This is a genomic window from Streptomyces sp. NPDC101152, assembly GCF_044768275.1.
Lineage (GTDB): Bacteria > Actinomycetota > Actinomycetes > Streptomycetales > Streptomycetaceae > Streptomyces.
The window spans coordinates 1-26,496 of record NZ_JBIWPO010000031.1; the positions used below are offsets into that span (position 1 = coordinate 1).

At 71.3% G+C, this 26,496-nt stretch carries 20 protein-coding genes; 5 read left to right on the forward strand and 15 right to left on the reverse strand.

The genetic code is table 11. The features are described from left to right. Positions 1-91: 91 nt before the first annotated feature. Together pruA and ACIRVK_RS31020 are read right to left on the reverse strand one after the other, a co-directional pair. The gene (gene pruA / locus ACIRVK_RS31015) at positions 92-1,723 is read right to left on the reverse strand and encodes an L-glutamate gamma-semialdehyde dehydrogenase (RefSeq protein ID WP_404252882.1); all 1,632 of its coding nucleotides are present in this window, start codon (positions 1,721-1,723) and stop codon (positions 92-94) included. 240 nt (positions 1,724-1,963) lie between these two features. Beyond that, a complete protein-coding gene (locus tag ACIRVK_RS31020) occupies positions 1,964-2,890 on the reverse strand; it encodes a proline dehydrogenase family protein (protein ID WP_404252884.1) in 927 nt (308 codons plus the stop codon). 107 nt (positions 2,891-2,997) lie between these two features. Between ACIRVK_RS31020 and ACIRVK_RS31025 the strand changes: the two genes are divergently transcribed. Both ACIRVK_RS31025 and ACIRVK_RS31030 read left to right on the forward strand, forming a co-directional pair. Then, positions 2,998-4,248 carry a PucR family transcriptional regulator gene (locus ACIRVK_RS31025; RefSeq protein WP_404252886.1) on the forward strand — a complete coding sequence of 417 codons (1,251 nt, stop codon included), beginning with the start codon at positions 2,998-3,000 and terminating at the stop codon, positions 4,246-4,248. A 2-nt stretch (positions 4,249-4,250) separates the two neighbouring features. Further along, complete coding sequence (locus ACIRVK_RS31030; RefSeq protein WP_404252888.1) at positions 4,251-4,904, forward strand: HAD family hydrolase; 654 nt, start codon at positions 4,251-4,253, stop codon at positions 4,902-4,904. Here ACIRVK_RS31030 and ACIRVK_RS31035 read toward each other — a convergent pair. Next, entirely contained in the window at positions 4,891-5,463 is a 573-nt protein-coding gene (locus ACIRVK_RS31035) for a TetR/AcrR family transcriptional regulator (RefSeq protein WP_404252890.1), read from the reverse strand. The two genes, ACIRVK_RS31030 and ACIRVK_RS31035, sit on opposite strands and share 14 nt — an antisense overlap. Positions 5,464-5,560: 97 nt before the next feature. Here ACIRVK_RS31035 and ACIRVK_RS31040 point away from each other — a divergent pair, with 97 nt between their 5' ends. Continuing rightward, positions 5,561-7,054: an MFS transporter gene (locus ACIRVK_RS31040; RefSeq protein WP_404252892.1), complete on the forward strand. Its 1,494-nt coding sequence runs from the start codon at positions 5,561-5,563 to the stop codon at positions 7,052-7,054. A gap of 31 nt (positions 7,055-7,085) precedes the next feature. On the opposite strand, the gene serA is transcribed toward ACIRVK_RS31040, so the two are convergent. From serA to ACIRVK_RS31070, 6 genes are all read right to left on the reverse strand, one after another. Then, positions 7,086-8,687: a phosphoglycerate dehydrogenase gene (gene serA, locus ACIRVK_RS31045; protein ID WP_404252894.1), complete on the reverse strand. Its 1,602-nt coding sequence runs from the start codon at positions 8,685-8,687 to the stop codon at positions 7,086-7,088. A gap of 227 nt (positions 8,688-8,914) precedes the next feature. Continuing rightward, positions 8,915-9,913 carry a ketol-acid reductoisomerase gene (gene ilvC, locus ACIRVK_RS31050; RefSeq protein WP_404252896.1) on the reverse strand — a complete coding sequence of 333 codons (999 nt, stop codon included), beginning with the start codon at positions 9,911-9,913 and terminating at the stop codon, positions 8,915-8,917. Between the two features lie 109 nt (positions 9,914-10,022). After that, positions 10,023-10,547 carry an acetolactate synthase small subunit gene (ilvN, locus tag ACIRVK_RS31055; RefSeq protein WP_404252898.1) on the reverse strand — a complete coding sequence of 175 codons (525 nt, stop codon included), beginning with the start codon at positions 10,545-10,547 and terminating at the stop codon, positions 10,023-10,025. Between the two features lie 22 nt (positions 10,548-10,569). Continuing rightward, on the reverse strand, positions 10,570-12,414 hold the full coding sequence (locus ACIRVK_RS31060; protein WP_404252900.1) for an acetolactate synthase large subunit: 1,845 nt from the start codon (positions 12,412-12,414) through the stop codon (positions 10,570-10,572). A 231-nt stretch (positions 12,415-12,645) separates the two neighbouring features. After that, complete coding sequence (locus tag ACIRVK_RS31065) at positions 12,646-15,651, reverse strand: putative bifunctional diguanylate cyclase/phosphodiesterase (protein ID WP_404252902.1); 3,006 nt, start codon at positions 15,649-15,651, stop codon at positions 12,646-12,648. Between the two features lie 432 nt (positions 15,652-16,083). Further along, positions 16,084-17,034, reverse strand: coding sequence for a 2-hydroxyacid dehydrogenase (locus ACIRVK_RS31070; RefSeq protein WP_404252904.1), 951 nt, complete (start codon positions 17,032-17,034; stop codon positions 16,084-16,086). A 76-nt stretch (positions 17,035-17,110) separates the two neighbouring features. Here ACIRVK_RS31070 and ACIRVK_RS31075 point away from each other — a divergent pair, with 76 nt between their 5' ends. Further along, positions 17,111-18,109 (forward strand): aldo/keto reductase, encoded by a 999-nt coding sequence (locus ACIRVK_RS31075; RefSeq protein WP_404252906.1) that lies wholly within the window; start codon positions 17,111-17,113, stop codon positions 18,107-18,109. 103 nt (positions 18,110-18,212) lie between these two features. Then, positions 18,213-19,358 carry a PQQ-dependent sugar dehydrogenase gene (locus ACIRVK_RS31080; RefSeq protein WP_404252908.1) on the forward strand — a complete coding sequence of 382 codons (1,146 nt, stop codon included), beginning with the start codon at positions 18,213-18,215 and terminating at the stop codon, positions 19,356-19,358. Here the strand turns inward: ACIRVK_RS31080 and ACIRVK_RS31085 are convergent. From ACIRVK_RS31085 to ACIRVK_RS31110, 6 genes are all read right to left on the reverse strand, one after another. Continuing rightward, positions 19,355-19,555: a DUF6191 domain-containing protein gene (locus ACIRVK_RS31085; RefSeq protein ID WP_404252910.1), complete on the reverse strand. Its 201-nt coding sequence runs from the start codon at positions 19,553-19,555 to the stop codon at positions 19,355-19,357. The two genes, ACIRVK_RS31080 and ACIRVK_RS31085, sit on opposite strands and share 4 nt — an antisense overlap. A 36-nt stretch (positions 19,556-19,591) precedes the next feature. Further along, positions 19,592-22,624, reverse strand: coding sequence for an AAA family ATPase (locus ACIRVK_RS31090; RefSeq protein ID WP_404252912.1), 3,033 nt, complete (start codon positions 22,622-22,624; stop codon positions 19,592-19,594). Positions 22,625-22,683: 59 nt separating this feature from the next. Then, the gene (locus ACIRVK_RS31095; RefSeq protein ID WP_404252914.1) at positions 22,684-22,866 is read right to left on the reverse strand and encodes a hypothetical protein; all 183 of its coding nucleotides are present in this window, start codon (positions 22,864-22,866) and stop codon (positions 22,684-22,686) included. A 194-nt stretch (positions 22,867-23,060) separates the two neighbouring features. Next, positions 23,061-23,615: a hypothetical protein gene (locus tag ACIRVK_RS31100; protein WP_404252916.1), complete on the reverse strand. Its 555-nt coding sequence runs from the start codon at positions 23,613-23,615 to the stop codon at positions 23,061-23,063. Between the two features lie 35 nt (positions 23,616-23,650). Further along, on the reverse strand, positions 23,651-24,223 hold the full coding sequence (locus tag ACIRVK_RS31105) for a GNAT family N-acetyltransferase (RefSeq protein WP_404252918.1): 573 nt from the start codon (positions 24,221-24,223) through the stop codon (positions 23,651-23,653). After that, entirely contained in the window at positions 24,201-26,444 is a 2,244-nt protein-coding gene (locus ACIRVK_RS31110; protein WP_404252920.1) for an MMPL family transporter, read from the reverse strand. Before ACIRVK_RS31110 ends, ACIRVK_RS31105 begins: the two co-directional genes overlap by 23 nt. Positions 26,445-26,496: the final 52 nt, after the last annotated feature.

Consider the following 26,496-nt stretch of genomic DNA (forward strand, 5'->3'; position numbering starts at 1 on the left):
AAGTCCACTGGCACTTCACCACCGACGACGCACGCGTGAAACTACGCCACCTCTACCCAACCACACAGCGAAAATAAGCCGCAACAAGCTACTAGCCCATGTGCGGGTACGTGTAGTCGGTCGGCGGGACCAGGGTCTCCTTGATGGCACGGGTCAGCGTCCAGCGCAGCAGGTTCTGCGGGGCGCCGGCCTTGTCGTTGGTGCCGGAGGCACGGCCGCCGCCGAAGGGCTGCTGGCCGACGACGGCGCCGGTCGACTTGTCGTTGATGTAGAAGTTGCCGGCCGCGTAGCGCAGCTTGTCCATCGTGTACGCGGCCGCCGCACGGTCGCCGGCGATGACCGAGCCGGTCAGCGCGTAGTCCGACACCGACTCCATCTGGGTCAGCATCTCGTCGTACTGGTCGTCCTCGTAGACGTGCACGGCGAGGAACGGGCCGAAGTACTCGGTGCGGAACACCTCGTTCTCGGGGTCGCCGCACTCGACGACCGTCGGACGGACGAACCAGCCCACCGAGCCGTCGTAGGTGCCCCCCGCGACGATCGTGCAGGCCGGGTCGGACTTGGCGCGGTCGATGGCCGCCTTGGTCTTCTCGAACGCGCGCTCGTCGATGACGGCGCCGATGAAGTTCGACAGGTCGGTGACGTCCCCCATGGCGATCCCGTCGACCTCCGCGGCGAACTCCTCCTTGAAACCGGAGTTCCAGATGGAGGCCGGGATGTAGGCGCGGGAGGTGGCGCTGCACTTCTGGCCCTGGTACTCGAAGGCGCCCCGGGTGAGGGCCGTCTTCAGGACCGCGCGGTCGGCGCTCGGGTGGGCGACCACGAAGTCCTTGCCGCCGGTCTCGCCGACCAGGCGCGGGTACGAGCGGTACTTCTCGATGTTGTTGCCGACCGTCTTCCACAGGTACTGGAAGGTCTTGGTGGAACCGGTGAAGTGGATGCCGGCCAGGTCGCGGTGCTCGAGGGCCACCTTGGAGACCTCGATGCCGTCGCCGGTGACGAGGTTGATGACGCCCTTGGGCAGCCCGGCCTCCTCGAGCAGCTGCATCAGCAGGACGGCCGCGTGGGTCTGGGTCGGCGAGGGCTTCCAGACGACCACGTTGCCCATGAGCGCGGGCGCCGTGGGGAGGTTGCCGGCGATCGCGCTGAAGTTGAACGGCGTGATCGCGTAGACGAAGCCCTCCAGCGGACGGTGGTCGAGGCGGTTCCACACACCCGGGGAGTTGGCCGGGGGCTGCTCGGCGATGATCTGGCGGGCGTAGTGGACGTTGAAGCGCCAGAAGTCGACCAGCTCGCAGGGCGTGTCGATCTCGGCCTGCTGGGCGGTCTTCGACTGGCCGAGCATGGTGGACGCGGCGATGGTCTCGCGCCGGGGACCGGCGAGGAGTTCGGCGGCGCGCAGGATGATCGCGGCACGGTCGTCGAAGGCCATCGCGCGCCAGGCCGGCGCGGCGGCGAGGGCCGCGTCGATGGCGTCCCGTGCGTCCTGCTGGGTGGCGTGGCGGCCGGTGCCGATGACGGCCTTGTGGTGGTGCGGCTGCACGACCTCGAAGGGCTCACCGCCGCCGAGCCGCTTCTCGCCGCCGATGGTCATGGGCAGCTCGATCGGGTTCTCGGCCAGCTCCTTGAGCCTGGCCTCCAGCCGGGCACGCTCGGGCGTGCCGGGGGCGTAGCCGTGCACCGGCTCGTTGACGGGGGTGGGGACCTGGGTCACAGCGTCCATTAGCTACCTCTTCCGAGTGAATCCCTGGCCTCGGCCCGCTGGAGCCGATGCCGCGTGCGTAGATTGGGAGGCGGTTAGGGCTTAACCGTCACGAGCCCGCTGCGGCGAGCGAGTGAGAAGCCCCCACGGGGGCGGAGTCACGGGTTCCGTAACTCCTTTCCGGGAACCGGGTCGGCTAGGCCGAACGATGGGCGGTAGCTGCCGTCACCCAGCTTGCACCCGGGTGCCGACAGCTGCCGCTCACCCTTTGCTGACCATCGACCGGGCGAAAAAGCGCAGGTTGGCCGGCTTCTCAGCCAAGCGGCGCATGAAGTAGCCGTACCAGTCCGTGCCGTAGGCGGTGTAGACGCGCATGCGGTGGCCCTCGGCGGCGAGGCGCAGGTGCTCGTCGCTGCGGATGCCGTACAGCATCTGGAACTCGTACTCGTCCGGTTTGCGGCCGGCGCGGTGGGCGAGTTCCTGGGCGATCGTGATCAGGCGCGGGTCGTGGGAGCCGATCATCGGGTACCCCTCGCCCTCCATGAGGATCTTCAGGATGCGTACGTACGCCTTGTCGATCTCGTGCTTGCGCTGGTACGCGACCTCGGCGGGCTCCTTGTACGCGCCCTTCACGAGCCGCACCCGGCTGCCTGCCGCGGCGAGGCGGCGGGCGTCGGCCTCGGTGCGGTAGAGGTAGGCCTGGATGACGCAGCCGGTCTGCGGGAAGTCCTTCCGCAGCTCCTCGTGGATGGCGAACATCGAGTCGAGGGTGGTGTGGTCCTCGGCGTCGAGCGTGATGGTCGTCCCGATGGCGGCGGCGGCCTCGACAACCGGCCGGATGTTCGCGAGGGCCAGCTCGTGGCCGCCGGGGAGCGCCTGACCGAACATCGACAGCTTCACGGACATCTCGGCGCGGGTGCCGAGCTCCAGGTCCTTCAGCCGGTCGACGAGCGCCAGGTAGGCGTCGCGGGCGGCGGCGGCCTGCTCGGGCCTGGTGATGTCCTCACCGACGACGTCCATGGTCAGCTCGAGGCCCCTGGCCGTCAGGTCACGGACGATCGGCACGATCTCGTCGACCGTCTCGCCCGGGATGAAGCGCTCGACGACCTGTTTGGTCACCGGGGCCGCCGAGATCAGACGTCGCATCCGGTCGCTGCGCGAGGCGGCGAGAATCACGGGACCCAGCACGGGGCACCTCCACAAACCAGCAGACAGGACCACCGTGAAACCTAAGGATCCCTCCGATGGTGGGCCATCGACAGCTGTCACGCATCCGTGCCGCAGATCTCAGACAGATGTATGAAGGCGGTGCCGGCGTGCGGGAGAATGCCCACGTGACACCGGATTACCTGAGCGCTGACTACCAGGAGCTGGTCGACGAGATCTCGGAGCTGCTGGGCGCGCCCGCGACGCTGGAGAACCGTGACTTCGAGCTGATCGCCTTCGGCGCTTACGACAGCGAGGGCGACCTGGACGCGTCGGCGCTGGATCCGGTGCGCACCCGTTCGATCCTGACCCGGCGTTCCACGGCCGCGGTCCGGACCTGGTTCGAGGGCTTCGGCATCACCCGCGCCAAGGGCCCGGTCCGCATCCCGCCCACGCCGGAGGCGGGCGTGTACCGGGGACGCGTCTGCCTGCCCGTACGCCATCGGGGGGTCGTGCTGGGCTACGTCTGGCTGCTCGACTCCGACCCGGGTCCCACCGACCGGCAGCTGACCGCGGCCATGGAGGTGACCGTGCGGATCGGGGCGCTGCTCGCGGACGAGGCGCAGCACGGGGCGGATCTGAGCCGGGAGCTGCGGGCCGTGCTGGTCGCCGAGCGGGACTGGCAGCGGGACATGGCGGTGGCGGAACTGCGCGCCGCGCTCGGCGCCCGGGCCGACGGCCACCACACGGTGGTCTGCGTGACCCCCTGGCCGTCCGCCGACCCGGACGACGCGCCTTCGGTGCGTACGGTGCCGGGTGCGACGGCGCTGTGCACGGTGCCGTGGGGCGCGGAGTCCCAGTCCCTCGCCCTGCTGGTACGCCTGCGGTCGCCAGACGTGCCGACCCCGGCTGCCTCGGCGGCGGGAAGGCTGCTGGAGCGGGCGGGGTCGGTGGGCACCGGCACCCCGACCAGCGGCCTCGGGCCCCCGATCGCCGCCGCCGGAGTCGCCGTTCCGCGCACCGGGCTGGCGGAGTTGGGTACGGCGTGGCGGGAGGCCTCGGCGGCGGCGCGGGCGGCGCTCGCGGAGCCGCGGCTCGGCCCGGTCGCCGAGTGGGCGCACATCGGTCCGTACCGCCTGCTGACCGCGCTGCCGCCGGATGCGGCCCATGACCCGGCCGTGACCGCCCTCCTCTCCCCCGCCCACCGGGAACTCGCCCGCACCGCCGAGGTCTACCTCGACTGCGCCGGACAGGCGGGCCGCACCGCCGCCGAACTCGGCATCCACCGCCAGACCCTCTACTACCGCCTCTCCCGCGTGGAACAGCTCACGGGCCTGGACCTGGACGACGGCGAGGACCGCCTGCTGTTGCACATGGCGTTGAAGCGGGCACGACTGTAGGCGTGCCCCTCCTCCTGATCGACCTCGACAACACCCTCGTCGACCGTGACGCCGCCTTCCGCGAGGCCACGTCCCGCTTCCTGGCCGAGCATGCGCTGCCCGCTCGCGACCTCGACTGGCTGATGACCGTCGACGCGAGCGGGTACAGGCCGCGCGCGGACGTGGCCCGGGCCGTCACCGCCCGGTACGGCGCCGCGGTCCCCGAGGCCGAGGTACGGGCCTTCCTCGACCGGGGCGCCGCCGAGCGCGTCACCCTGGCGGAGCCCACCCGTCAGGCCCTGGTCGAGGCCGCCGCGGCCGGCTGGGACTGCGTGATCGTCACCAACGGGCGGGTCGCCCAACAGGAGCAGAAGATCCGGCGCACCGGGCTGGACACCCTGGTACATGCCTGGGTGATCTCCGAGGCCGTCGGCCGCGAGAAACCCGACCCGACGATCTTCGAGACGGCCGCCGGAACGGTCGGCGCATCACCCCACGGAGCCTGGGTGGTGGGCGACTCACCACACGCGGACGTGCGCGGCGCGATCGACATCGGAGCATGGAGCGTATGGGTGTCGAGCGGCCGCACCTGGCCCGAGCACACCTACCACCCCACCCACACCACCCGCGACACAGCCTCGGGCATCAGACTCGCGCTCCGGGTCAGCTCCTCCTGAAGCCCTCGGTGATCTGCCGCAGTCCCTCGGTGAGGTCGTCGGCGTCGGGGGCCGTCTTCGGGTCGAAGGTCCACTGGGCGATGAGTCCGGACATGAGGGTCATGTAGAACCGGCCGAGGGTGTCGGCCGTTCGGTCGGACACCTCCTCCTCGGGAATGCCCTGCAGGAGTGAGACCAGCCCCCGGCCCCCTTCGCGCTGTGCGCGGGACAGTTGCTCGCGCACCTCGGGCAGGCGGTCGCCCATCCCCATGACCTCCATGCTGAGCCGCCACATCGATCCGGGTTCCCGCATGGAGTCGACGATGTTCGACCAGACCTCCCGGAACCGTTCCGGCGACCCGGGAGCCGCGGTGATGCCGGCGTCCCCCTCGAAGGACATCTCCTCCACCAGCGCGATGTACGCCTGCGCCAGCAGCGTGTCCTTCGAGCCGTAGTGGTAGCCGATCGAGGCGAGGTTGGTCCCCGACTCCTTGACGATGTCCCGCGCGGTCGTCCGCAGGAACCCCTTCTCCAGCAGGCAGCGCTTGGCGCCCTCGAGCAGATCCTCACGGTGTCCCATGCACGGCATCATAGCGCCGATCCATACAGCCGTCCCAGACGAGTGACTTATACATACGTTCTATACATCTGTTTAAGACGGCCGTACAGTCGCCGTCATGACGAACCCGACGAGCACCACCACAACCCCGGCCGGCACCCTCGCCGGCCGTCGTGAATGGACCGCACTCGGCGTGCTGATGCTCCCGCTGCTGCTGGTCTCGATGGACGTCTCGGTCCTGTACTTCGCCATCCCGGCGATCAGCGCTGACCTGGAACCCAGCGGCACACAGCAACTGTGGATCTTCGACATCTACGGCTTCGTGCTGGCCGGGCTGCTGATGACGATGGGCTCGCTCGGCGACCGCGTCGGTCGCCGCAGGCTCCTCCTGATCGGCGCCGCCGCCTTCGGCACCGCCTCGGTCGTCGCGGCCTACGCCGACAGCGCCGGGACCCTGATCGCCGCCCGCGCGGTCCTCGGCATCGGCGGCGCGACCCTGATGCCGTCGACGATGGCGCTGGTCCGCACGATGTTCACCGACCCCGGCCAGCGCGCGAAGGCGATCGGGCTGTGGTCCGGCGTGATGACGGCCGGTGTCGCGCTCGGTTCGGTGATGAGCGGAGTGCTGGTGCAGTACTTCTGGTGGGGCTCGGTCTTCCTGGTCAACCTGCCGGCGATGGCGCTGCTGCTGCTCCTGGGCCCGTTCCTGCTGCCTGAGTCGCGCGACCCCGAGCCCGGCCGCTTCGACTGGCCGAGCGTCCCGCTCTCGATGGCGGCCGTGCTCCCCGTCGTCTACGGCCTGAAGGAGATCCCCTCCGAGGGCTGGCACGTCCGGTACGTCGTCTCGGTCACCGTCGGCCTGCTCTTCGCGGCGGTCTTCGTCCACCGCCAGCGCACGACGGCGCACCCCATGATCGACCCGGTCCTGTTCCGTGGCCGCGGTTTCGCCCCCTCGGTGGTGCTCAACCTCCTCGCCACGTTCGGCATGATGGGATCGGCCTTCTTCACCACGCAGTACCTGCAGTCCGTGCTCGGCAAGAGCGCGCTGGAAGCCGCTCTGTGGGCGCTGCTCCCCTCCGTGCCGATCGGCATGACGGCCCCGCTGGCGACCGCCCTGGTCCAGAAGGGCACCAACCGCGCGTACGTCGTCACCGCGGGCTTCGTGATCGCCGCGGTCGGCTACGCCCTGCTGTCCCTGGCCGGCACCGACTCGCTCTGGCTCGTCCTGGTGGCCTGCGGCGTCCTCGCGTCCGGCATCGTCATGGTCGTCTCCCTGATCACCGACCTCGCGCTGGGCAGCGCCCCGGCGGAGCGGGCGGGCTCGGCGGCGTCGCTGATGGAGACGGCCGCGGAGTTCGGCGGCGCGCTGGGCATGGCGATCCTCGGCTCCATCGGTACGGCGGTCTACCGCCACGAGATCCCGGCGTCGGCGCCGGACGCGGCACACGAGACCCTGGGCGGCGCGCTGGCGGTCGCCGACCGCGTGCCGGGCCTGGCGACGGCGGCGCGGGAAGCCTTCACCAACGGCATGCAGGGCGCGGCGATCGCGGGCGCGGTGCTGCTGGCCGGGGCGGCCGCGGTGGCGGCGACATACGGGCGCCGGACGAGCTGACCAACTCAGCCCGTCCGGCGCCAAAGGGACCTCAGACCAGGTTCACCGAGCGGGCGAACGTCGCCCCGATCTCCGTCTCCACCTCGGCCAGCACCCCGGAGGGCACCGTGTCGTCGACGGTCAGCACGGCCAGCGCCTCGCCGCCCGCGACCGAACGGGACACCTGCATGCCCGCGATGTTGATCCCCGCCTCGCCGAAGATCCGGCCCACGGTGCCGACGACACCGGGACGGTCCTCGTACCGCAGCACCACCATGTGGTCGGCGAGTGCGAGGTCCACGTCGTACTCGCCCACCGCGACGATCTTCTGCAGGTGCTTCGGACCGGCCAGCGTGCCGGAGACCGAGACCTCCTCGCCGCTGCCGAGCGTGCCGCGGACGGTGACGACGTTGCGGTGGTCGGTCGCCTCCGAGCTGGTCGTCAGCCGCACCTCGACGCCGCGCTCCTGGGCGAACAGCGGGGCGTTGACGTACGAGACGGTCTCGTCGACGACGTCCTCGAAGACACCCTTGAGGGCTGACAGCTCCAGCACCTTCACGTCGTGCTGGGTGATCTCGCCGTACACCTCGACGTCGAGGCGGACCGCGACCTCGCCCGCGAGCGCGGTGAAGATGCGGCCGAGGCGCTCGGCGAGCGGCAGTCCGGGCTTGACGTCCTCGGCGATCACACCGCCCTGCACGTTCACCGCGTCCGGCACCAGCTCGCCGGCGAGCGCGAGCCGCACCGACCGGGCGACGGCGATACCGGCCTTCTCCTGCGCCTCGTCGGTGGAGGCACCGAGGTGCGGGGTGCTGACGACCTGGTCGAACTCGAACAGCGGCGAGTCGGTGCAGGGCTCCTTGGCGTACACGTCGAGACCGGCACCGGCGACCCGGCCCTCCTTGAGGGCGGAGTACAGCGCCGCCTCGTCGACGATCCCACCGCGCGCGGCGTTGACGATCCGTACGCTCGGCTTGACCTTGCGCAGCGCCTCGTCGCCGATCAGGCCGACGGTCTCCGGGGTCTTCGGGAGGTGGACGGTGATGAAGTCGGAGACCTCGAGCAGCTCGTCCAGCGACAGCACCTTCACGCCCATCTGCGCGGCGCGGGCGGGCTGGATGTAGGGGTCGTAGGCGACGACCTTCATGCCGAAGGCGGACATGCGCTGCGCGACGAGCGCGCCGATGCGGCCGAGGCCGACGACACCGAGGGTCTTCTCGGCGAGCTCGACGCCCGTGTACTTGCTGCGCTTCCACTCGCCGTTCTTCAGCGCTGCGTTGGCCTGCGGGATGTGGCGGGCGGTGGCGATGAGCAGACCGCAGGCGAGTTCCGCGGCGGTCACGATGTTCGAGGTGGGTGCGTTGACGACCATCACGCCGGCCTTGGTGGCGGCGGAGACGTCGACGTTGTCCAGGCCGACGCCGGCTCGTGCGACGACCTTCAGCTTGTGCGCGGCGGCGATCGCCTCGGCGTCGACCTTGGTCGCCGAGCGGATCAGGATGGCGTCGACGTCGGCGATGGCAGGGAGCAGTTCGGCTCGGTCCGCTCCGTTGCAGTGCCGGATCTCGAAGTCCGGGCCAAGCGCGTCCACGGTCGCGGGCGACAGCTCTTCCGCGATGAGTACCGTGGCTTTTTTGCTGGGGTTCGAGCTCACGTGAGTCCTCACAAGTCCAATGCGGACGGCCGTCCCGACGGCCGCTGGCGGTGGAGGGGCTAGCCGCGTGGAGACGCACGACATTGTGGGCCTGACGCGTATGTATACGGCAGTGTAGTGGTGTGGCGGGCAGAGTCCTGCGCCTCTGCGGAAGGATCACCCGTCCGTGATGCGACGGGTTGGACAAAGGGCCGGAGCAGTGCGCTCCGGCCCCGTGACCGTGAGGCTTACGCCTCCTCGTCCACCCAGCTCATCAGCTTGCGGAGCTGCTTGCCCGTGGTCTCCAGCAGGTGGTCGGCGTCCTGCTGCTTGTACTCGTTGTACTTCTTCAGACCGCCGTGGTACTCGGCCATCCACTCGCGGGCGAAGGTGCCGTCCTGGATCTCGGCGAGGACCTTCTTCATCTCGGCCTTGGTGGCGTCGGTGATGATGCGCGGGCCGGTGACGTAGTCGCCCCACTCGGCGGTCTCGGAGACGGACCAGCGCATCTTCTCCAGGCCGCCCTCGTACATGAGGTCGACGATCAGCTTGAGCTCGTGCAGGCACTCGAAGTAGGCGATCTCCGGCTGGTAGCCCGCCTCGACCAGGGTCTCGAAGCCGGCCTTGACCAGGGCGGAGGTGCCACCGCACAGCACGGCCTGCTCGCCGAAGAGGTCGGTCTCGGTCTCCTCGGTGAACGTCGTCTTGATGACGCCGGCGCGGGTGCCGCCGATGCCCTTCGCGTACGACAGGGCGAGCGCGAAGCCGTTACCGGTCGCGTCCTGCTCGACGGCCACGATGCAGGGAACGCCGCGGCCCTCCTCGTACTGGCGGCGCACCAGGTGGCCCGGGCCCTTGGGGGCGACCATGCAGACGTCGACGTTCGCCGGGGGCTTGATGAAGTCGAAGCGGATGTTCAGGCCGTGGCCGAAGAACAGCGCGTCGCCGTCCTTGAGGTTGTCCTTGATGGACTCCTCGTAGACCTGGGCCTGGATCGGGTCCGGCACCAGGATCATGATGACGTCGGCCTCGGCGGCGGCCTCCGACGGCGTCACCACGCGCAGGCCCTGCTCCTCGGCCTTCGCCTTGGACTTGGAGCCCTCGTGCAGACCGACGCGGACGTCGACACCCGAGTCACGGAGCGACAGCGCGTGGGCGTGGCCCTGGCTGCCGTAACCGATGACCGCGACCTTGCGGCCCTGGATGATGGACAGGTCGGCGTCGGCGTCGTAGAACAGCTCGGCCACTTTGGGTTCTCTCCTTGGAGTACTGGTGTTGCGTCCCACCGTATGACGGGGGGCGGAGGTGAGGTTCGGGGGTCTCGGTATACGGGCGGCCGAAGCCGCCCGTATGGCCTCACGCGCTGCGGTCGAGGGCGCGCAGCGAGCGGTCCGTGATCGAGCGCGCGCCGCGCCCGATGGCGATCGTGCCGGACTGGACGAGCTCCTTGATGCCGTACGGCTCCAGCATCTTGAGCATGGCCGAGAGCTTCTCGCTGCTGCCGGTGGCCTCGATGGTGACGGCCTCCGGGGAGACGTCGACGGTCTTGGCGCGGAACAGCTGGACGATCTCGACGATCTGCGAGCGCGTCTCGTTGTCGGCCTTCACCTTCACCAGAACGAGTTCGCGCTGAACGGCCTGCGAGGGCTCCAGCTCGACGATCTTCAGGACGTTGACCAGCTTGTTGAGCTGCTTGGTCACCTGCTCCAACGGGAGGTCCTCGACGCCCACCACGATGGTGATGCGGGAGATGTCGGGGTGCTCGGTGACGCCGACCGCGAGCGAGTCGATGTTGAAGCCGCGGCGGGAGAAGAGGGCGGCGATCCTGGCCAGGATGCCCGGGGTGTTCTCCACCAGGACCGAGAGCGTGTGCTTGGACATGGTCTTTTTACGTCTCTCTCGCTCAGTCGTCTTCGTTGTCGCCGAAGTCGGGGCGGACGTCCCGGGCGGCCATGATCTCGTCGTTGGAGGTGCCGGCGGCGACCATCGGCCACACCATCGCGTCCTCGTGCACGACGAAGTCGACGACGACCGGGCGGTCGTTGATGGCGTTCGCCTCCGCGATGACCTTGTCCAGGTCGTCCGGGGACTCGCAGCGCAGGCCCACGCAGCCCATCGCCTCGGACAGCTTCACGAAGTCCGGCACGCGGGTGCCGCGGGCGTCCGGGTTGACGTCGTCGGGGCCGGAGTGCAGCACGGTGTTGGAGTAGCGCTGGTTGTAGAAGAGGGTCTGCCACTGGCGGACCATCCCGAGGGCGCCGTTGTTGATGATGGCGACCTTGATCGGGATGTTGTTCAGGGCGCAGGTGGTGAGTTCCTGGTTGGTCATCTGGAAGCAGCCGTCGCCGTCGATCGCCCAGACCGTCTGGTCCGGGGCGCCGGCCTTGGCGCCCATGGCGGCCGGGACCGCGTAGCCCATCGTTCCGGCGCCGCCGGAGTTCAGCCAGGTCGCGGGCTTCTCGTACCGGATGAAGTGCGCGGACCACATCTGGTGCTGGCCGACGCCCGCCGCGAAGATCGTGTTCTCGGGGGCGAGCTGTCCGATCCGCTCGATGACCTGCTGCGGGGACAGCGAGCCGTCCTCGGGCTGGTCGTAGCCGAGCGGGTAGGTCTCGCGCCACCGGGACAGGTCCTTCCACCAGGCGCTGTAGTCGCCCTGGTGGCCCTCGGCGTGCTCCTTCTGGACGGCCTGGACGAGGTCGGCGATCACCTCGCGCGCGTCACCGACGATCGGGACGTCCGCGGCGCGGTTCTTGCCGATCTCCGCGGGGTCGATGTCAGCGTGGACGATCTTGGCGTACGGGGCGAAGCTGTCCAGCTTGCCGGTGACGCGGTCGTCGAAGCGGGCTCCGAGGGCGACGATCAGGTCGGCCTTCTGCAGCGCGGTGACGGCGGTGACCGCACCGTGCATGCCCGGCATTCCCACGTGCAGCGGGTGGCTGTCGGGGAACGCGCCGAGCGCCATCAGGGTGGTGGTGACGGGCGCTCCGGTGAGCTCGGCGAGGACCTTGAGCTCGGCGGTGGCGTGTGCCTTGATGACACCGCCGCCGACGTAGAGGACGGGCCGCTTGGCGGAGGTGATGAGCTTCGCGGCCTCGCGGATCTGCTTGGCGTGCGGCTTGGTCACCGGACGGTAGCCGGGCAGGTCCATCACCGGCGGCCAGGAGAAGGTGGTCTTCGCCTGGAGGGCGTCCTTGGCGATGTCGACCAGGACCGGGCCGGGGCGGCCGGTGGAGGCGATGTGGAAGGCCTGCGCGATCACGCGCGGGATGTCCTCGGCCTTGGTGACCAGGAAGTTGTGCTTGGTGATCGGCATGGTGATGCCGACGATGTCCGCCTCCTGGAAGGCGTCCGTGCCGATCGCCTTGGAGGCCACCTGCCCGGTGATCGCCACGAGCGGCACCGAGTCCATGTGGGCGTCCGCGATGGGCGTGACGAGGTTGGTGGCGCCGGGGCCCGAAGTGGCCATGCAGACACCGACCTTGCCGGTGGCCTGCGCGTAGCCGGTGGCCGCGTGGCCGGCGCCCTGCTCGTGCCGGACCAGGACGTGACGCACCCGGGTCGAGTCCATCAGGGGGTCGTACGCGGGAAGGATCGCACCGCCGGGAATGCCGAATACCGTGTCGGCCCCGACCTCCTCGAGAGAGCGGATGAGGGACTGCGCACCCGTGACGTGTTCGGGGGCGGACTGCTGTCCTCCGGATCGGGGCCGCGGCTGCGGATGGGCCCCGGTGGCCTGCTCGGTCATCGTCGGTCTCTTCTCGATGCTGAGGGTTTTTGCGAGGTTTGTGCGGTGTTCGGCTGCTGCACGAAAAGTGCCTGTGCAACAAAAAACCCCTCGTGCCGTAAGGCAAGCGAGGGGAGCGCGCCGGGTGGAGGTCGCTGAGCGATGGAGGGCTCAGCGTCAGCCGACGCGCTTTCCAAGTACGAGAATTCGGGTGCGCATGGCATTGACCCTCCCCCCGACGCGCACCACGTGTCAAGTGGGTGGGACGGGAGTCTCATTATGTGAGCGCAGCGCGGTTCCGCCTCCCAGCACCGCGGTCACACTCCCTGTGTACACCCCCGCGCCGCCTCTTTCCATCGCGGCGAACGCGGGTTCGATCGGACTGTGCGGCACCGGATAGTGGCCGGATCCCAGCGCTCTGCGCAGCCGGTACTCGTCCAGCGGACCGGAGAAGGCCATGCCCCGTCCATGGGTGCAGCCCATGGCCCGCAGGGCGACGACCTGTTCGGGCAGGTCCACGCCGTCGGCGACGGTCTGCAGCCCGAGGTCGTTCGCTATCCTGAGCAGCCCGGTGGTGATCTTGTGCAGCCGTGCAGACTCCACGACGCCCTCGACCAGGCCGCGGTCGAGTTTGAGCACGTCGACGGGGAGCCTGCGCAGGCCCGTGATCGCCGCGTAGCCGCCGCCGAAGCCGTCCAGGGCGATCCGGACGCCGTGCCGGCGCAGGGCGCCCAGTCTGCGCTCCAGTTCGTCCAGGGAGACGCGCGGGTCCATGTCGCACAGCTCGATCACCAGCGAACCGGACGGCAGTCCGTGCCGGGTCAGCAGGGTCTCGATCGAGCCGACCGGCATCGACCGGTCCAGCAGCCGCCGGGCGCCGACCCGGACGGCAACGGGCACGCCGAGCCCCGTCGCGGTGCGCTCGGCGGCCTGTTTCACGGCCTCCTCCAGCAGCCAGCGGTCCAGGTCGGCCGTCTTGTCGCTGTCCTCGGCGACCCGCAGGAACTCGGCCGGGGTGAACAGCACTCCCTGGGACGAGCGCCAGCGCGCCTGCGCCTCGACCGACGTGATCCGGCCGTCCTCCAGGCAGACCACGGGCTGGTGCAGCAGCGCGAACTCGCCGTCGTGCAGCGCGGCACGCAGGCGCGTGGCCAGCTCCGCCTTGCGTAGGACGTCCTGCTGCATCTGGGGCGCGTACAGCTCGACGCGGCCCTTGCCGCCTGCCTTGGCGCGGTACATGGCGAGGTCGGCGTTGCGCAGCAACTCGCCCGCCCCGAGACCGGGTTCGGCGAAGGCTACGCCGATGGAGGCGGCCACCCGGACATCGTTGCCGTCGATGAGGTAGGGCTGCGAGAGCGTGATCCTGAGGCGGTCGGCGAGCTCCAGGATGTGACGTTCGCGGGCGGTGCGGTCCCGGGCGCCGTCGCCGACGATCAGGGCCGCGAACTCGTCGCCGCCGAGCCGGGACGCGGTGTCGCCGTGCCGGACCGCGTCCTGGAGTCTGCGGGCGGCCTGGACGAGCAGTTCGTCGCCGGCCTGGTGTCCGATGGTGTCGTTGACCGCCTTGAAGCCGTCGAGGTCGATGAACAGGACGGCGGTGCCGCGCAGGGCGGCGCCCCGGTCGGAGGCGCGACGGCCGGACAGGGCCTGCTGGACCCGCTTGGTGAACAGGGCGCGGTTGGGCAGGTCGGTGAGCGGGTCGTGCTCGGCGTTGTGCTGCAACTGCGCCTGCAGCCGCACTCGTTCGGTGACGTCCCGGCTGTTGAAGAGGAGACCGCCGTGGTGGCGGTTGACGGTGGACTCCACGTTGAGCCAGCCCCCGTCACCGGACCGGAAGCGGCACTCGATGCGGGTGGTGGGTTCCTCATGGGGGCTGGCGGCGAGGAAACGGCGCACCTCGTGCACCACGCAGCCCAGGTCCTCCGGGTGGATGAGACTGGCCAGTTCGCTGCCCACCAGTTCCTCGGCGGGGCGTCCGTAGACCCCGGCGGCGGCCGGGGAGACGTACCGGAGGACGCCGCTGGGGGCGGCGATCATGATGACGTCGCTGGAGCCCTGCACCAGGGAGCGGAAGTGGTTCTCCTTCTGCGCGAGTTCCTGGGTGAGGGTGATGTTGTCGAGCAGCATGATGCCCTGGCGCGTCACGAGGGCGAGCACGACCGTGCCCCCGGTGATGAGCACCACGCGGTCGACGCTGCGGCCGCTGAGGACGTTGTAGAGGATCCCCAGGGTGCAGACGGCGGCGGCGAGGTAGGGCGTGAGGGCGGCCAGGGAGCCGGCGATGGGCCGGGCGGCCGGGTACCGGCTGGGATCGCCGCCGTGCGGGGGCGTGTGGTGCTGGTGCGTGCCGGGGCGCCGGCCCGGCAGGTGTTCGTGCACCACGCGCGTGTGACCGTCCTCCTCCGGGTGGGCGTGCCGGGGCGCGGCCCAGGGGGCGTACGCGAGCAGCAGGGAGCCGGCGAACCAGCCCGCGTCGAGCAGCTGGCCCGAGTGGTAGTGGTCACGCAGCAGCGGGGAGGTGAACAGGGCGTCGCACATCACCGTGAGCGCGAGGGCGCCGATGGCGGTGTTGACGGCCGTGCGGTTGACCGCCGAGCGCCGGAAGTGCAGCGCGAGCACCATGCTGACCAGGGCGATGTCCAGCAGCGGGTACGCCAGTGACAGCGCGGTCTGCGCCACGCTCGGCCCGTCGAACCGGGCCGCCTGGGCGAGCGCGAGGCTCCACGACAGGGTCAGCAGCGAGCCGCCGATCAGCCAGGCGTCCAGCACGAGGCAGATCCAGCCGGCCTTGGTCACGGGCCGCTTGGCGAGCACCAGCAGCCCCACGATGGCGGGCGGCGCGAAGCACAGGAAGAACAGGTCGGCGTAGCTGGGGCTGGGCACCTGCTCGCCGAGGACGACCTCGTACCACCCCCAGACCGCGTTGCCCAGGGACGTCATCGTCGCGGACAGGGCGAACAGCAGCCAGGCGGGTCGAAAGCGGACACCGCGACTGCGGGAGCGGAGGAAGCAGGACACCGCCGCGGTCGCGGCCGCGGCGGCCAGGCCGAAGTCACCCATGATCAGGGAGAGTTCGTTCGAACCCCAGTCGATCGCGGAACCGACGGCGTATCCCGCGCAGACCAGGGCCAGGACGAGTTGGCGGACCAGGGTGCTCCCGCCGCGGCCGACGGCCGGCGGGTTCGGCGACCGCTGCCCCGGCGAGGGCTGTGGCCGCACTCCGTCCAGGGTGGTCGTGACAGGCGGCGGCGAGGTCACCGGGCCCTCCCGGTCCGCGCCGCTCCCGGGTCCCAAGGGTCCCGGTGCGCAGGGTGCGCATGCCTCCTGCGGCTGCTGTGCCTGCGGTGGTGATGGCTGTGACGGCAGCCGTGGCTGCCGCGTCTGCGGGTCGCCGTGGGCGAGGGTCGCCGCCGGCGGCCTCGCCGCGTCGGATCGTTCGTCCATAGGCCGTGCATCGCCCGTCGCCCCCCTCACAGTCTGAAATGTCCGTCCCCGGCGCCGAAACGGTGCGCGGCGCAGCCCCTGCTCGGGACGATACACCAGTCTCGTCACTCAGGGACATAGTTCCTCTACGCTCCGTAACGACCAGCGGCGATGCGAGCACGTACCGCGTCCGGAAGATTGCGGAGGGTACCGGAAGCGGATGACGCGCCGGTTGCGCGCCCGCGCTCGACCGCGCCCGTCCGTGCGCTACTCGCCGGTCGGACCCGTCGTAAGGATCACGTTGGCGAGGGGCTCCTGGTTCACGAACCGTGTCAGCTGGTTCACGATGAGTCGCTTCGCGCGGGGCAGGAACGCGGAGGTGGGTCCCCCCACATGGGGACTGATGAGCACGCCGGGCGCCGTCCACAGGGGGTGCTCGCGGGGCAGCGGTTCCGGGTCGGTGACGTCGAGCGCGGCGGTGATGCGGCCGCTCTCCAGCTCGGCGAGCAGCGCCTTCGTGTCGACGACGGAGCCGCGCGCGACGTTGACGAGGAGCGCTCCGTCCTTCATCCGGGCCAGGAAGTCGGCGCCCGCGAGGCCGCGCGTGGACTCGGTCAGGGGCGTGATCAGGACGACGACGTCCGCCTCGGGCAGCAGCCGGGGCAGATCGGTGAGCGGATGCACGGGGCCGCGCTCCGTGGTGCGCGCGGAGCGCGCGACGCGCGCCACCCGCGCGACCTCGAACGGCACGAGCCGGTCCTCGATGGCGGATCCGATCGCCCCGTACCCGACGATGAGCACGTTCTTGTCGGCCAGGGCGGGCCGGAAGCCACCCCGCCACTCCCCCAGGTCCTGGCCGCGCACGAAGTCGGGGACGCCGCGCAGGGAGGCGAGGATCAGCGTCAGGGCCAGCTCGGCGGTACTCGCTTCGTGCACACCGCGCGCGTTGCAGACGGGGACGCCGGGACGCAGGTGCCGCAGACCGGGTTCCAGGCTGTCGATGCCGGCCGACAGCGTCTGGACGACCTGGACGGAGTCGAGCAGCGGCAGGGGACGTACGACGATCTCGGCGGGCTTCATGTAGGGGACGACGTAGTAGACGCAGTCGGCCGGGTCGGCGGGGAAGTCCTCCTCGCCGTTCCAGAAGCGGTAGTCGAGGCCGTCGGGGAGCCCCTCTATCTCGTCCGGGGGAATCGGAAGCCACACGTCAGCAGTCATGTCAGGAGGCTATGTCAGGCCGCCCGGAGCGCAGAGGTTAGGTTGGGGGATCCGTCAGAAGGAGGGTCACGGGCAGGTGGAGCGCAGGACGATGGGCGCGGGGGCCCTCGCGGTGGGGGCCGTCGGCCTGGGGTGCATGCCGATGAGCTGGGCCTACAGCGGGTCGCGGCAGCGCGGCGAGGAGTCGCTCAGGGCGGTCCACCGGGCGCTGGACGCGGGCTCGTCGCTCCTGGACACGGCCGACATGTACGGCCCGTTCACCAACGAGCTGCTGGTGGGGCGGGTGCTCAAGGAGCGGCGCGCGGACGCCTTCGTGTCGACGAAGGTGGGGCTGCTGGTCGGAGAGCAGCACATCGTCGCCAACGGCCGTCCCGGCTATGTGAGGCGGGCCTGCGACGCGTCGCTGCGCCGTCTGCAGACGGACGTGATCGACCTCTACCAGTTGCACCGCGCGGACCCCGAGGTCCCGGTCGAGGAGACGTGGGGCGCGATGGCGGAGCTCGTCCGGGCGGGGAAGGTACGGGCGTTGGGGCTGTGCGCGGTGGGCGCGCGGGGCGGCCGGCGCTCGGGCGGGGGCCTGCACGACGCGACGATCAAGCAGCTGCGGCGGGTCCAGCAGGTGTTCCCGGTGAGCGCGGTGGAGGCCGAACTGTCGGTGTGGTCGCCGGAGGCGCTGGAGTCGCTGCTGCCGTGGTGCGAGGCGCGCGGCGTCGGCTTCCTCGCCGCGATGCCGCTCGGCAACGGCTTCCTGACCGGCACCCTCACCCCGGGCGAGGGCTTCGAACCGGACGACGTCCGCGCCCGCCACCCCCGCTTCACCGCCGAGATGATGGCCGCCAACCAGCCGATCGTGGCCGGTCTGCGCCGCGTCGCGGCCCGCCACGGCGAGGACGTCACGCCCGCCCAGGTCGCGCTGGCGTGGGTGCTGGCGCAGGGCCGGCACGTGATCCCGGTCCCGGGCACCAAGCGGGAGCGGTGGGCGGCGGAGAACGCGGCGGCGGCCGGGCTGTCCCTGACACCGCAGGACCTGGCCGAAATCTCACGACTGCCGGGCGCGCGCGGGTCATGGGAGTGAGGCGGTCGCGATTGGGCCGCGGGTGATCGGGAACCTGTGAGCCGCGGGCGGTGTGACAGAGGTGGAACCTGCCGCTGGACCGCCGCGTGAAGGGACCGGGACCGTGCTACGACGAGCTGTACCGGCGTTGCTGGCCACCACCGCGCTCCTGTTGACCGCCGGTTGCTCCGCGGGCTCTGGCGGTACGACACCGGGGGGAGCGTCGGCGGTCACGTCCCCGGCGCCGGACACGGCCGGCAAGACGCCGCCTCCCAAGGGCTCCGTCAAGGTGCTGCGCACCGTCGCCACGGGCCTGAACACCCCGTGGGGCCTGGCCCCGCTCCCCGGCGACGGCGGCCTGCTGGTCGCCTCCCGCGACCAGGCGACGATCACGAAGGTCGACGAGAGGACGGGCGGGAAGACGGAGCTGGGCAAGGTGGCCGGGGTCTCCCCCGCGGGCGAGGGCGGCCTGCTCGGCATCGCCCTGTCCCCGCACTACGCCTCGGACCACATGATCTACGCCTACTTCACCTCGGCCTCCGACAACCGCATCGTCCGTCTGCCCTACGACCCGCGGAAACCGGCCGGCGAGCAGCTGGGCACCCCGGACACGATCTTCAAGGGCATCCCCAAGGGCCCCATCCACAACGGCGGCCGGATCGCCTTCGGCCCGGACGGGATGCTGTACGCGGGCACGGGTGAGAGCGGCGAGCGGGGCCTGGCCCAGGACAGGAAGTCGCTGGGCGGCAAGATCCTGCGTCTGACCCCGGAGGGCGCTCCGGCCCCCGGCAACCCGTTCCCGGGCTCCGCGGTGTACACCTACGGTCACCGCAACGTCCAGGGCCTGGCCTGGGACGGCGAACGGCACCTGTTCGCCTCGGAGTTCGGCCAGGACACCTGGGACGAGCTCAACGCGATCAAGGCGGGGGACAACTACGGCTGGCCGGACGCCGAGGGCAGGTCCTCCAACCCCGAGTACCACAACCCGATGGCCCAGTGGCACACCGACGAGGCCTCCCCCAGCGGACTCGCCTACGCCCAGGGCTCCCTGTGGATGGCCGCCCTCAGGGGCGAGCGACTGTGGCGCATCCCCCTCGCCGGCACGAAGGCCTCGGCCGACCCCCAGTCCTTCCTCGAGGGCGCGTACGGCCGCCTGCGCACGGTGGCCCCGGCGGGCGGCGACAGGCTGTGGCTGACGACCAGCAACACGGACGGAAGGGGCACACCGAAACCGGGCGACGACCGGATCCTGGAGGTGGAAGTGACCTAGCCCCTCGGTCCCCCCTCGGCGGTTTCCTCCGTCTCCGGCCTCGGCGGCCGCACCACGACCTTTCCGGACGCCAGGTCTATCGGCCCACGCCCGGGATCGTTGTCACCGACGTCCTCCCGGGTCAGCTCCAGCCGGTTCTGCTCGTCCCGGGTGTGCTTGCGGCCGGGCGCGAACAGCTCCTCGAAAGCGTTGAACACGGCGCCTCCCTGTGCCGGTCACCTTCAGCGTACGTCTCACCCCGCCGCCGTGAGCGGGTCCACCGCCGACAGCCCCACCCGATGGGCCACCGCCGCCGCCTCTCCCCTCCCGGAGACGCCCAGCTTGGCCAGGATGTTCGAGACGTGGACGCTGGCCGTCTTCGGCGAGATGAAGAGCTGCTCGGCGATCTGGCGGTTGGTGCGGCCGGCGGCGACCAGAGCGAGGACGTCGCGTTCGCGGCTGGTGAGGCCGAGTGCTCCGACGGGGTCGGCGGGCCGCTGATCCGGGACCCGGTTCAGGGCGAGCCGGGCCCGCCGGGCGAGCAGCGCGGCGGCCTCGGCGAGCGGGCGGGCACCGAGGTCGTCGGCGACGGTGTGGGCCAGCCGCAGCAGCTCGCCGGCACGGTCGCGCTCCTCGTCGCCGCCGATCGCCAGCAGCGCCTCGGCGAGTCGGTGGCGGACCCGGGCGAGGTCGTAGGGCCGATCCAGGCACTCGAAGGCGGTGACCACGTCCGACCAGGTGTCCGGGGTGTCCCGGCCCTCGGCACGGGCGAGTTCGGCCCGTACCCACTTCTCGTGGGCGCGCCAGATGGGGGTGGCGGTGGTGGCCTTCCTGGCCGCGTCGAGGAGCCGTTGGAGCACGGCGGCCCTGCCCTGGGCGGCGGCCGGCAGGTCGCGGGCGTCGGCCTCGGCGGTGGCGGCGGCCACCAGCAGGGGCCAGCCGTAGCGCTGGGTGCCGGCGGGGAGGCCGCCGTCCAGGGCGCGGGCCAGTTCGGCGCGGGCGTCGAGGAGCCGGCCCTCGCCGACGGCCACGCCGATCGCGATGCGGGAGAGCAGCAGGGTGTGCTGGGGCATGGGGTCGTGGATGCCCAGGTAGCCGTGTGCGGCGGCCAGTTGGCGGCCGGCTTCGGACAGGTCGCCGCGGGCGAGGGCGATGTGGGCCAGGCACATGGCCCCGTCGCCCTGGGGTTTGGCGCCGCGGCCCGCCCGCAGGACACCGGCCGCGGCCTCGATGGCCTCGTCCCAGCGGCCGAGCGAGTACAGCGCCTCGGACAGGTTGGCCCACACCCAGGACTCCGGGTCGCGCAGGCCGAACCTCCGGGTGAAGGCCAGCCCCTCCTCGAGGAGGGGTACGGCCTCCCGGGTGCGGCCGACCGCGTCGAGTTCGGCGGGGAGGTTGACGAAGGCGCGGCCGGCGACCCGGACGACACCCTCCGCCAGAGCGAGCTCCTTGACCTCGGTCATGTCGGCGAGGCCCGCCTCGACGGAGCCGGCGTCGACCATCAGGGCCCCGAGGGTGAGGCGGGCGTTGAGCTCGATCTCCCGGGCACCGACCATGCGGCCGTACTCCACGGCGCGCTCGGCGGCCGTGAGGGCGTCGGGGCCGGGTTCGTGGAGCATCAGCCAGCCCGCGACCGTGTCCAGGACCTCGGCGTGCACCTCGGACGGGGGCAGCCCGCGCACCAGTTCCTGGGCGGTGGCCAGTTCCTGCCAGCCGTCCCCGCGGGCCAGCGCCTGCACCAGCCGGGAGCGCTGGACCCAGAACCAGGCGGCGCGCAGCGGATCGTGCTCGTCCTCCAGCAGGTGCAGCGCCCTCCTGGTGATCTTCAGGGCGCGTTCCCGCTCGCCGCTCAGCCGGCCGGCGCCGGCGGCCTCGGCCATGAGGTCGAGGTAGTGCAGCGGGGTGGTGGCGGGGTCGCAGCCGCAGGGGGCGTAGACCTCGCAGTAGTCGCCGAGTCGCAGCGCGGCCCGTACGTCCTCGGGGGCGGTGTCCCACAGCTCCATCGCCCGTTCCAGGAGCCGGAGTTGCTCGCTGTAGGCGTGGCGGCAGCGGGCCTCGACGGAGGCGTCCAGGACGGCGGGCAGCGCCTTGGCGGCGTCGTGGGCGTGGTACCAGTAGCTGGCCAGGCGCATGATCCGCTCGTCGGCGGGGACGAGCGTGGGGTCGGCGTCCAGGGCCTCGGCGTACCGCCGGTTGAGCCGGGAGCGTTCGCCGGGCAGCAGGTCGTCGCCGACGGCCTCGCGGACCAGGGAGTGGCGGAAGCGGTAGCCGTCGCCGGCCGGGGTGGCGAGCAGGATGTTGGCGCCCACTGCGGCTCGCAGCGCCTCGATCAGGTCGTCCTCGGCGAGCCGGGCGACGGCGGCGAGCAGCCGGTACTCGACGGTGGAGCCGCCCTCGGCGACGATCCGGGCGACCCGCTGGGCGCTCTCCGGCAGGCCTTCGACCCGGACCAGGAGCAGGTCGCGCAGGGAGTCCGTGAGGCCGGTGCAGCAGCCGTCGTTCGCGGCGACGGCGAGTTCCTCGACGAAGAAGGCGTTGCCGTCGGAGCGTTCGAAGATGTCGTCGACCTGCCCGGGGTCGGGTTCGGCGGCGAGGATGCCGGCGATCTGGCGGCCGACCTCCTGCCGGTTGAAGCGGGCGAGTTCGATGCGGTGGACGGTGCGCAGCCGGTCGAGTTCGGCCAGCAGCGGGCGCAGGGGGTGGCGGCGGTGGATGTCGTCGGCGCGGTAGGTGGCGAGGACGACGAGGCGGCCGGTGCGCAGGGTGCGCAGCAGGTAGGACAGGAGGTGGCGGGTGGAGGCGTCGGCCCAGTGCAGGTCCTCCAGGGCGACGACGACGGTGCGCTCGGCGGCGACGCGTTCCAGGAGGCGGGCGGTGAGTTCGAAGAGACGGGCCATGCCCTCCTCGTCGTGCCGGCCGCGGGAGGCTTCGCCGAGTTCGGGCAGCAGCCGGGCGAGTTCCTCCTCCTGTCCGGCCGCCGCGGCGGCCACTTCCTCGGGCAGTTCGCGGCGCAGTGTGCGCAGGGCGGTGGAGAAGGGGGCGAAGGGCAGGCCGTCGGCGCCGATCTCCACGCAGCCGCCGAGCGCGACGACGGCGCCGGCACGGCAGGCGGCGGTGGCGAACTCCTCCACCAGCCGGGTCTTGCCGACGCCGGCCTCTCCGCCGATCAGCAACGCCTGCGGCTCGCCCGTGGCGGCACGGGCGAGCGCGTCGTTCAGCGTTCCCAGCTCTTCGGTTCGGCCGACGAACACCCTGCTTACGGACCTGGTCTCCACGAGGGCGAGCATCGCATGAGGGTCCGGCGGGGCGGCACCGGTTTTCCGCGAGCCCTCGTGGAGTACCGCGCTCATGCGGCGCGGGCGGACCGGAGCCTGCGGAGGCGGGGCGTATGGGACTCGTCCTCCGTGGCGGGTCGTGCCTCGCGGCGGGCGGCGCGACGGCCCTGGGCGGCCTCGCGGGCCAGGCGCTCCTGCTCGGCCCGGTGGATCAGTTCGGCGGAGCGGAGGCGGGAGATCTCGTACTCGTACATGGTGTGTCCCTCGGTGAGTCGGTGCGGGCTTCGCTTTCTGCGATGTCCCAACCTTCGTCGGTGAGGGGGGTGCGCCACATCGGGAGAGTTCCGCATCTTCCGGGGCCGTGGGGGCCTTAGACGCGCAGGAGGGGCCTCAGGGGCTCCGTAAGGTGCTCACGGATGCCCTAAGACCCCTCAGGACCTGCGGGTACTCAGCGTGCCGAGGGCAGGCCGAGCAGGACGTCGGTGTACTTGAGGACGGCCAGCAGGAGGCCGATGACGCCGAGGGCGACACCGCCCCAGGCGACCGACTTGATCCACACGGGCTGCGGCCTGCCCGGGGCCCCGAACGCGGGACGGGCGAGGACCACGACGCCGACGATCAGCGCGAGCAGCGCGAAGACGCCGCCCCAGAACGCGGTGGCCTGCCAGGCGTCGCCGTAGCCCTCCTTGAGGAGCTTGCCGACGTTGGAGGAGGTGGCCGTCTGCGCGTGCAGCTGGCCGATGAGGGACTGGCGCGCGGAGGCGACGGTCCCGACCCAGCTGCCGGTCAGCGAGACGACACCGAGCGCGGCGGAGACGACGGCACCCGCGCCCTGGCCCACGCCGGAGGGCTCCTCCTCGGCGCCCGACGCGAGCACCTCACCGGCCCCGCTCTGCTCCTCCTCGGCCGTGGCCTCGGTCCCGGTGGCGTCCACGGCCTCCTCGTCGTGCTTCACTTCGGCGGCCTCACTCGTGCCTGCTTCGTCAACTGTCTTGATTCCCATGTCTGGCACCGTACGGACGCTCTCTGAGAGGGGTCTTAATGATCGTTGTGCTCGGCACGCGCGCGTGCTTCGCGCCACTCCGGGGCGAGGATCGACCACACCTCGAGGTCGTGCCGCACCCCACCATAGGGGTGCGCCTGGCGTCGTACCCCATCGCGGGTCATTCCCAGGCGCCGGGCGACGTTCAGGCTGGGGACGTTCCCCGAGGCGGCGACCCATTCGACGCGGTGGATGCCACGTTCCTCGACGGCCCAGTCGATCAGCACCCGCATCGCCCGGGTGATCAGCCCGCGCCCGGTGGCGGCGGGCTCCAGCCAGCAGCCGACCTCGGCGTTGCCGGTCGCGGCGTCGAAGTTCAGGGTGAGCACCCCGCCGACGAGTTTTCCGTCCAGCCAGATGCCGTGGTACGAGGCGCTGTCGGCGGCCCGCAGGTCGGCGTAGCGCTGGAGCGTGGCGCGCGCGGAGGGCACGTCGACGGCCTGCGAGCCGAACGGGATGAACCTCCCGATGAACTCTCTGCCGCGGTCCAGGTGCGCCAGGAACTCCTCGGCGTGCCAGGGCTCGAGCGGCCGCAGTTCGGCGCCCTCACCCAGTGGTATCGCGTACATCTCGCTGTTCCCCCTCCGCCAGTACGTCCGCCACCTCGGCGTCCGTGGCCGCTGCCAGCCTTTCATGGGCGGCGCGGCACTCGGGCGGTTCGATGCTGATGCGGGGCAGGCGCTGGTCCAGCCAGCGGGGCAGCCACCAGTTGGCGCCGCCGAGCAGGTGCATCAGGGCCGGGACGAGCAGGGTGCGCAGGACGAACGCGTCGAGGGCCACGGCGGAGGCGAGCGCGATGCCGAACATCGCTATCACGCGGTCGCCGCTGAGGACGAAGGCGAGGAAGACGGAGATCATGATCACCGCCGCGGAGTTGATCACCCGGCTGGTCTCGGCGAGCCCGACGCGGACGGCACGCCGGTTGTCGCCGGTCTCCAGCCACTCCTCGTACATCCGGCTGACCAGGAAGACCTGGTAGTCCATGGAGAGGCCGAAGAGCACCGACACCATGATCACGGGGAGGAAGGGCTCGATGGGGCCCGCACGGCCGAGGCCCAGCAGTTCGCTGCCCCATCCCCACTGGAAGATCGCGACGACGATGCCGAAGGCGGCGGCGACCGCGGCCACGTTCATCGCGGCGGCCTTCAGGGGGATGCCGAGGGAGCGGAAGGCCATGAGCAGCAGCAGACAGCCGAGGCCGATGACGACGCCGACGAACAGGGGCAGCTTGCCGACGATGACGGCCGCGAAGTCGTCGTACGACGCCGTCACACCGCCCACGTGGATGTCCAGGCTGGTGCCGGTCTCGGCGCGCGGCAGCACCTCGGTGCGCAGCCGGTCGACGAGGTCGCTGGTCTTCTGCGACTGGGGTTCGGAGGTCGGGACGATCGTGAAGTAGGCGATGTCGCCGCCGCCGTCGTAGGTGACCGGGGTCACCGAGGCGACGCCCTCGGTGATGCGGATGGTGGCGTCGAGGTTGTCGAGGGCGAGCTTGTCCTCTGCGCCGTCGACGCGCGTCACGAGCGTCAGCGGGCCGTTGACGCCGGGGCCGAAGCCCTCGGCGAGGAGGTCGTAGGCCTGCCGGGTGGTGGCCGACTTCGGGTCGTTGCCCTGGTCGGAGGTGCCCAGGTGGAGGGAGAGCGTGGGCAGCGCGAGGAGGGTCATCACGGCCAGCGCGACGACGCCGAGCACCTTCGGGTGGCGCTCCACGAACGCCGACCAGCGGTGGGCGAACCCGGTCGGCAGTTCGGGCTCCGGCCCGTGCTCCGCCAGTCGTCGCCGCTCGCGCCGGCTGAGGGCGCGCATGCCGATGAAGGAGAGCAGGGCCGGCAGCAGGGTCACGGAGGCGGCGACCGTCAGGACGACGGTCAGCGAGGCGGCCACGGCGACGCCGTTGAGGAAGCTGAGCTGGAGGATCAGCATCCCGAGCAGGGCGATGCAAACGGTGGCACCCGCGAAGACCACGGCCCGTCCGGTGGTCGCGACCGCGCCCGTGACCGCCTCGGTGACCGAGAGCCCGCGTTTGAGGCCGCGCCGGTGTCTGGTGACGATGAACAGGGCGTAGTCGATGCCGACGCCGAGCCCGATCAGCATGCCGAGCATGGGCGCGAAGTCGGCCACGGTCATGGCGTGCCCGAGCAGCCCTATGCCGGCGTACGCGGTGCCGACGCCGACCAGGGCGGTGGCGATGGGCAGCACCGAGGCGGCCGGCGAGCCGAAGGCGAGGAACAGCACGGCGGCCGCCACGACCACGCCGACGATCTCGGCGAGGTGGCCGCCGCTGGACTCCGTGAGGGCGACCGCGCTGCCGCCCAGCTCCACCTGGAGGCCATCGGCCGCAGCGGCCTTGGCGGTGTGCACGACCGCCTCGGCCTGGGACTTCTTGATGTCGGCGGCGCCGTGGTCGAAGGTGACGGTGGCGTACGCGGTGTGTCCGTCGGCGCTGATCCGGCCCGCTCCCTGGCCGTCGTAGGGGCTGCTCACGGAGGCCACGCCGGGCAGGGCGGCGATCTTGTCCAGGGCGCCGGTCATGGTCTGTTCGACGTCTGCGGCCCGGACGGTGCCGGACTTCACGTGCCAGACGACGGTGTCGCTGTCGCCGCCGAGCCCCGGGAAACCCTGCTGCAGCAGCCGGCTGGCGGCGCCCGACTCGGTGCCCGGGACCTCGTAGTCGTTCGAGTACGAGGAGCCGGTGACGGCCGCGGCGGCGCTGACCCCGCCGAAGGCGAGGAGCCAGACCACGACCGCGACGAGGCGGTGCCGAACACACCAGCGTGCAAGGGCTGCCACGAACGAGCTCCCAGGGGCGATATGTGGATCTTTGACCGGGAACAGTCGTTCA

Excerpts from the sequence above, each read along its gene's own strand:
- pruA (WP_404252882.1), bottom strand. The coding sequence starts at position 1,723 with ATGGACGCTGTGACCCAGGTCCCCACCCCCGTCAACGAGCCGGTGCAC.
- ACIRVK_RS31070 (WP_404252904.1), bottom strand. The coding sequence starts at position 17,034 with ATGACTGCTGACGTGTGGCTTCCGATTCCCCCGGACGAGATAGAGGGG.
- ACIRVK_RS31040 (WP_404252892.1), top strand. The coding sequence starts at position 5,561 with ATGACGAACCCGACGAGCACCACCACAACCCCGGCCGGCACCCTCGCC.
- ACIRVK_RS31025 (WP_404252886.1), top strand. The coding sequence starts at position 2,998 with ATGTATGAAGGCGGTGCCGGCGTGCGGGAGAATGCCCACGTGACACCG.
- ACIRVK_RS31090 (WP_404252912.1), bottom strand. The coding sequence starts at position 22,624 with ATGCTCGCCCTCGTGGAGACCAGGTCCGTAAGCAGGGTGTTCGTCGGC.
- ACIRVK_RS31095 (WP_404252914.1), bottom strand. The coding sequence starts at position 22,866 with ATGTACGAGTACGAGATCTCCCGCCTCCGCTCCGCCGAACTGATCCAC.
- ACIRVK_RS31060 (WP_404252900.1), bottom strand. The coding sequence starts at position 12,414 with ATGACCGAGCAGGCCACCGGGGCCCATCCGCAGCCGCGGCCCCGATCC.
- ACIRVK_RS31100 (WP_404252916.1), bottom strand. The coding sequence starts at position 23,615 with ATGGGAATCAAGACAGTTGACGAAGCAGGCACGAGTGAGGCCGCCGAA.
- ilvN (WP_404252898.1), bottom strand. The coding sequence starts at position 10,547 with ATGTCCAAGCACACGCTCTCGGTCCTGGTGGAGAACACCCCGGGCATC.
- ACIRVK_RS31105 (WP_404252918.1), bottom strand. The coding sequence starts at position 24,223 with ATGTACGCGATACCACTGGGTGAGGGCGCCGAACTGCGGCCGCTCGAG.
- ACIRVK_RS31035 (WP_404252890.1), bottom strand. The coding sequence starts at position 5,463 with ATGGGACACCGTGAGGATCTGCTCGAGGGCGCCAAGCGCTGCCTGCTG.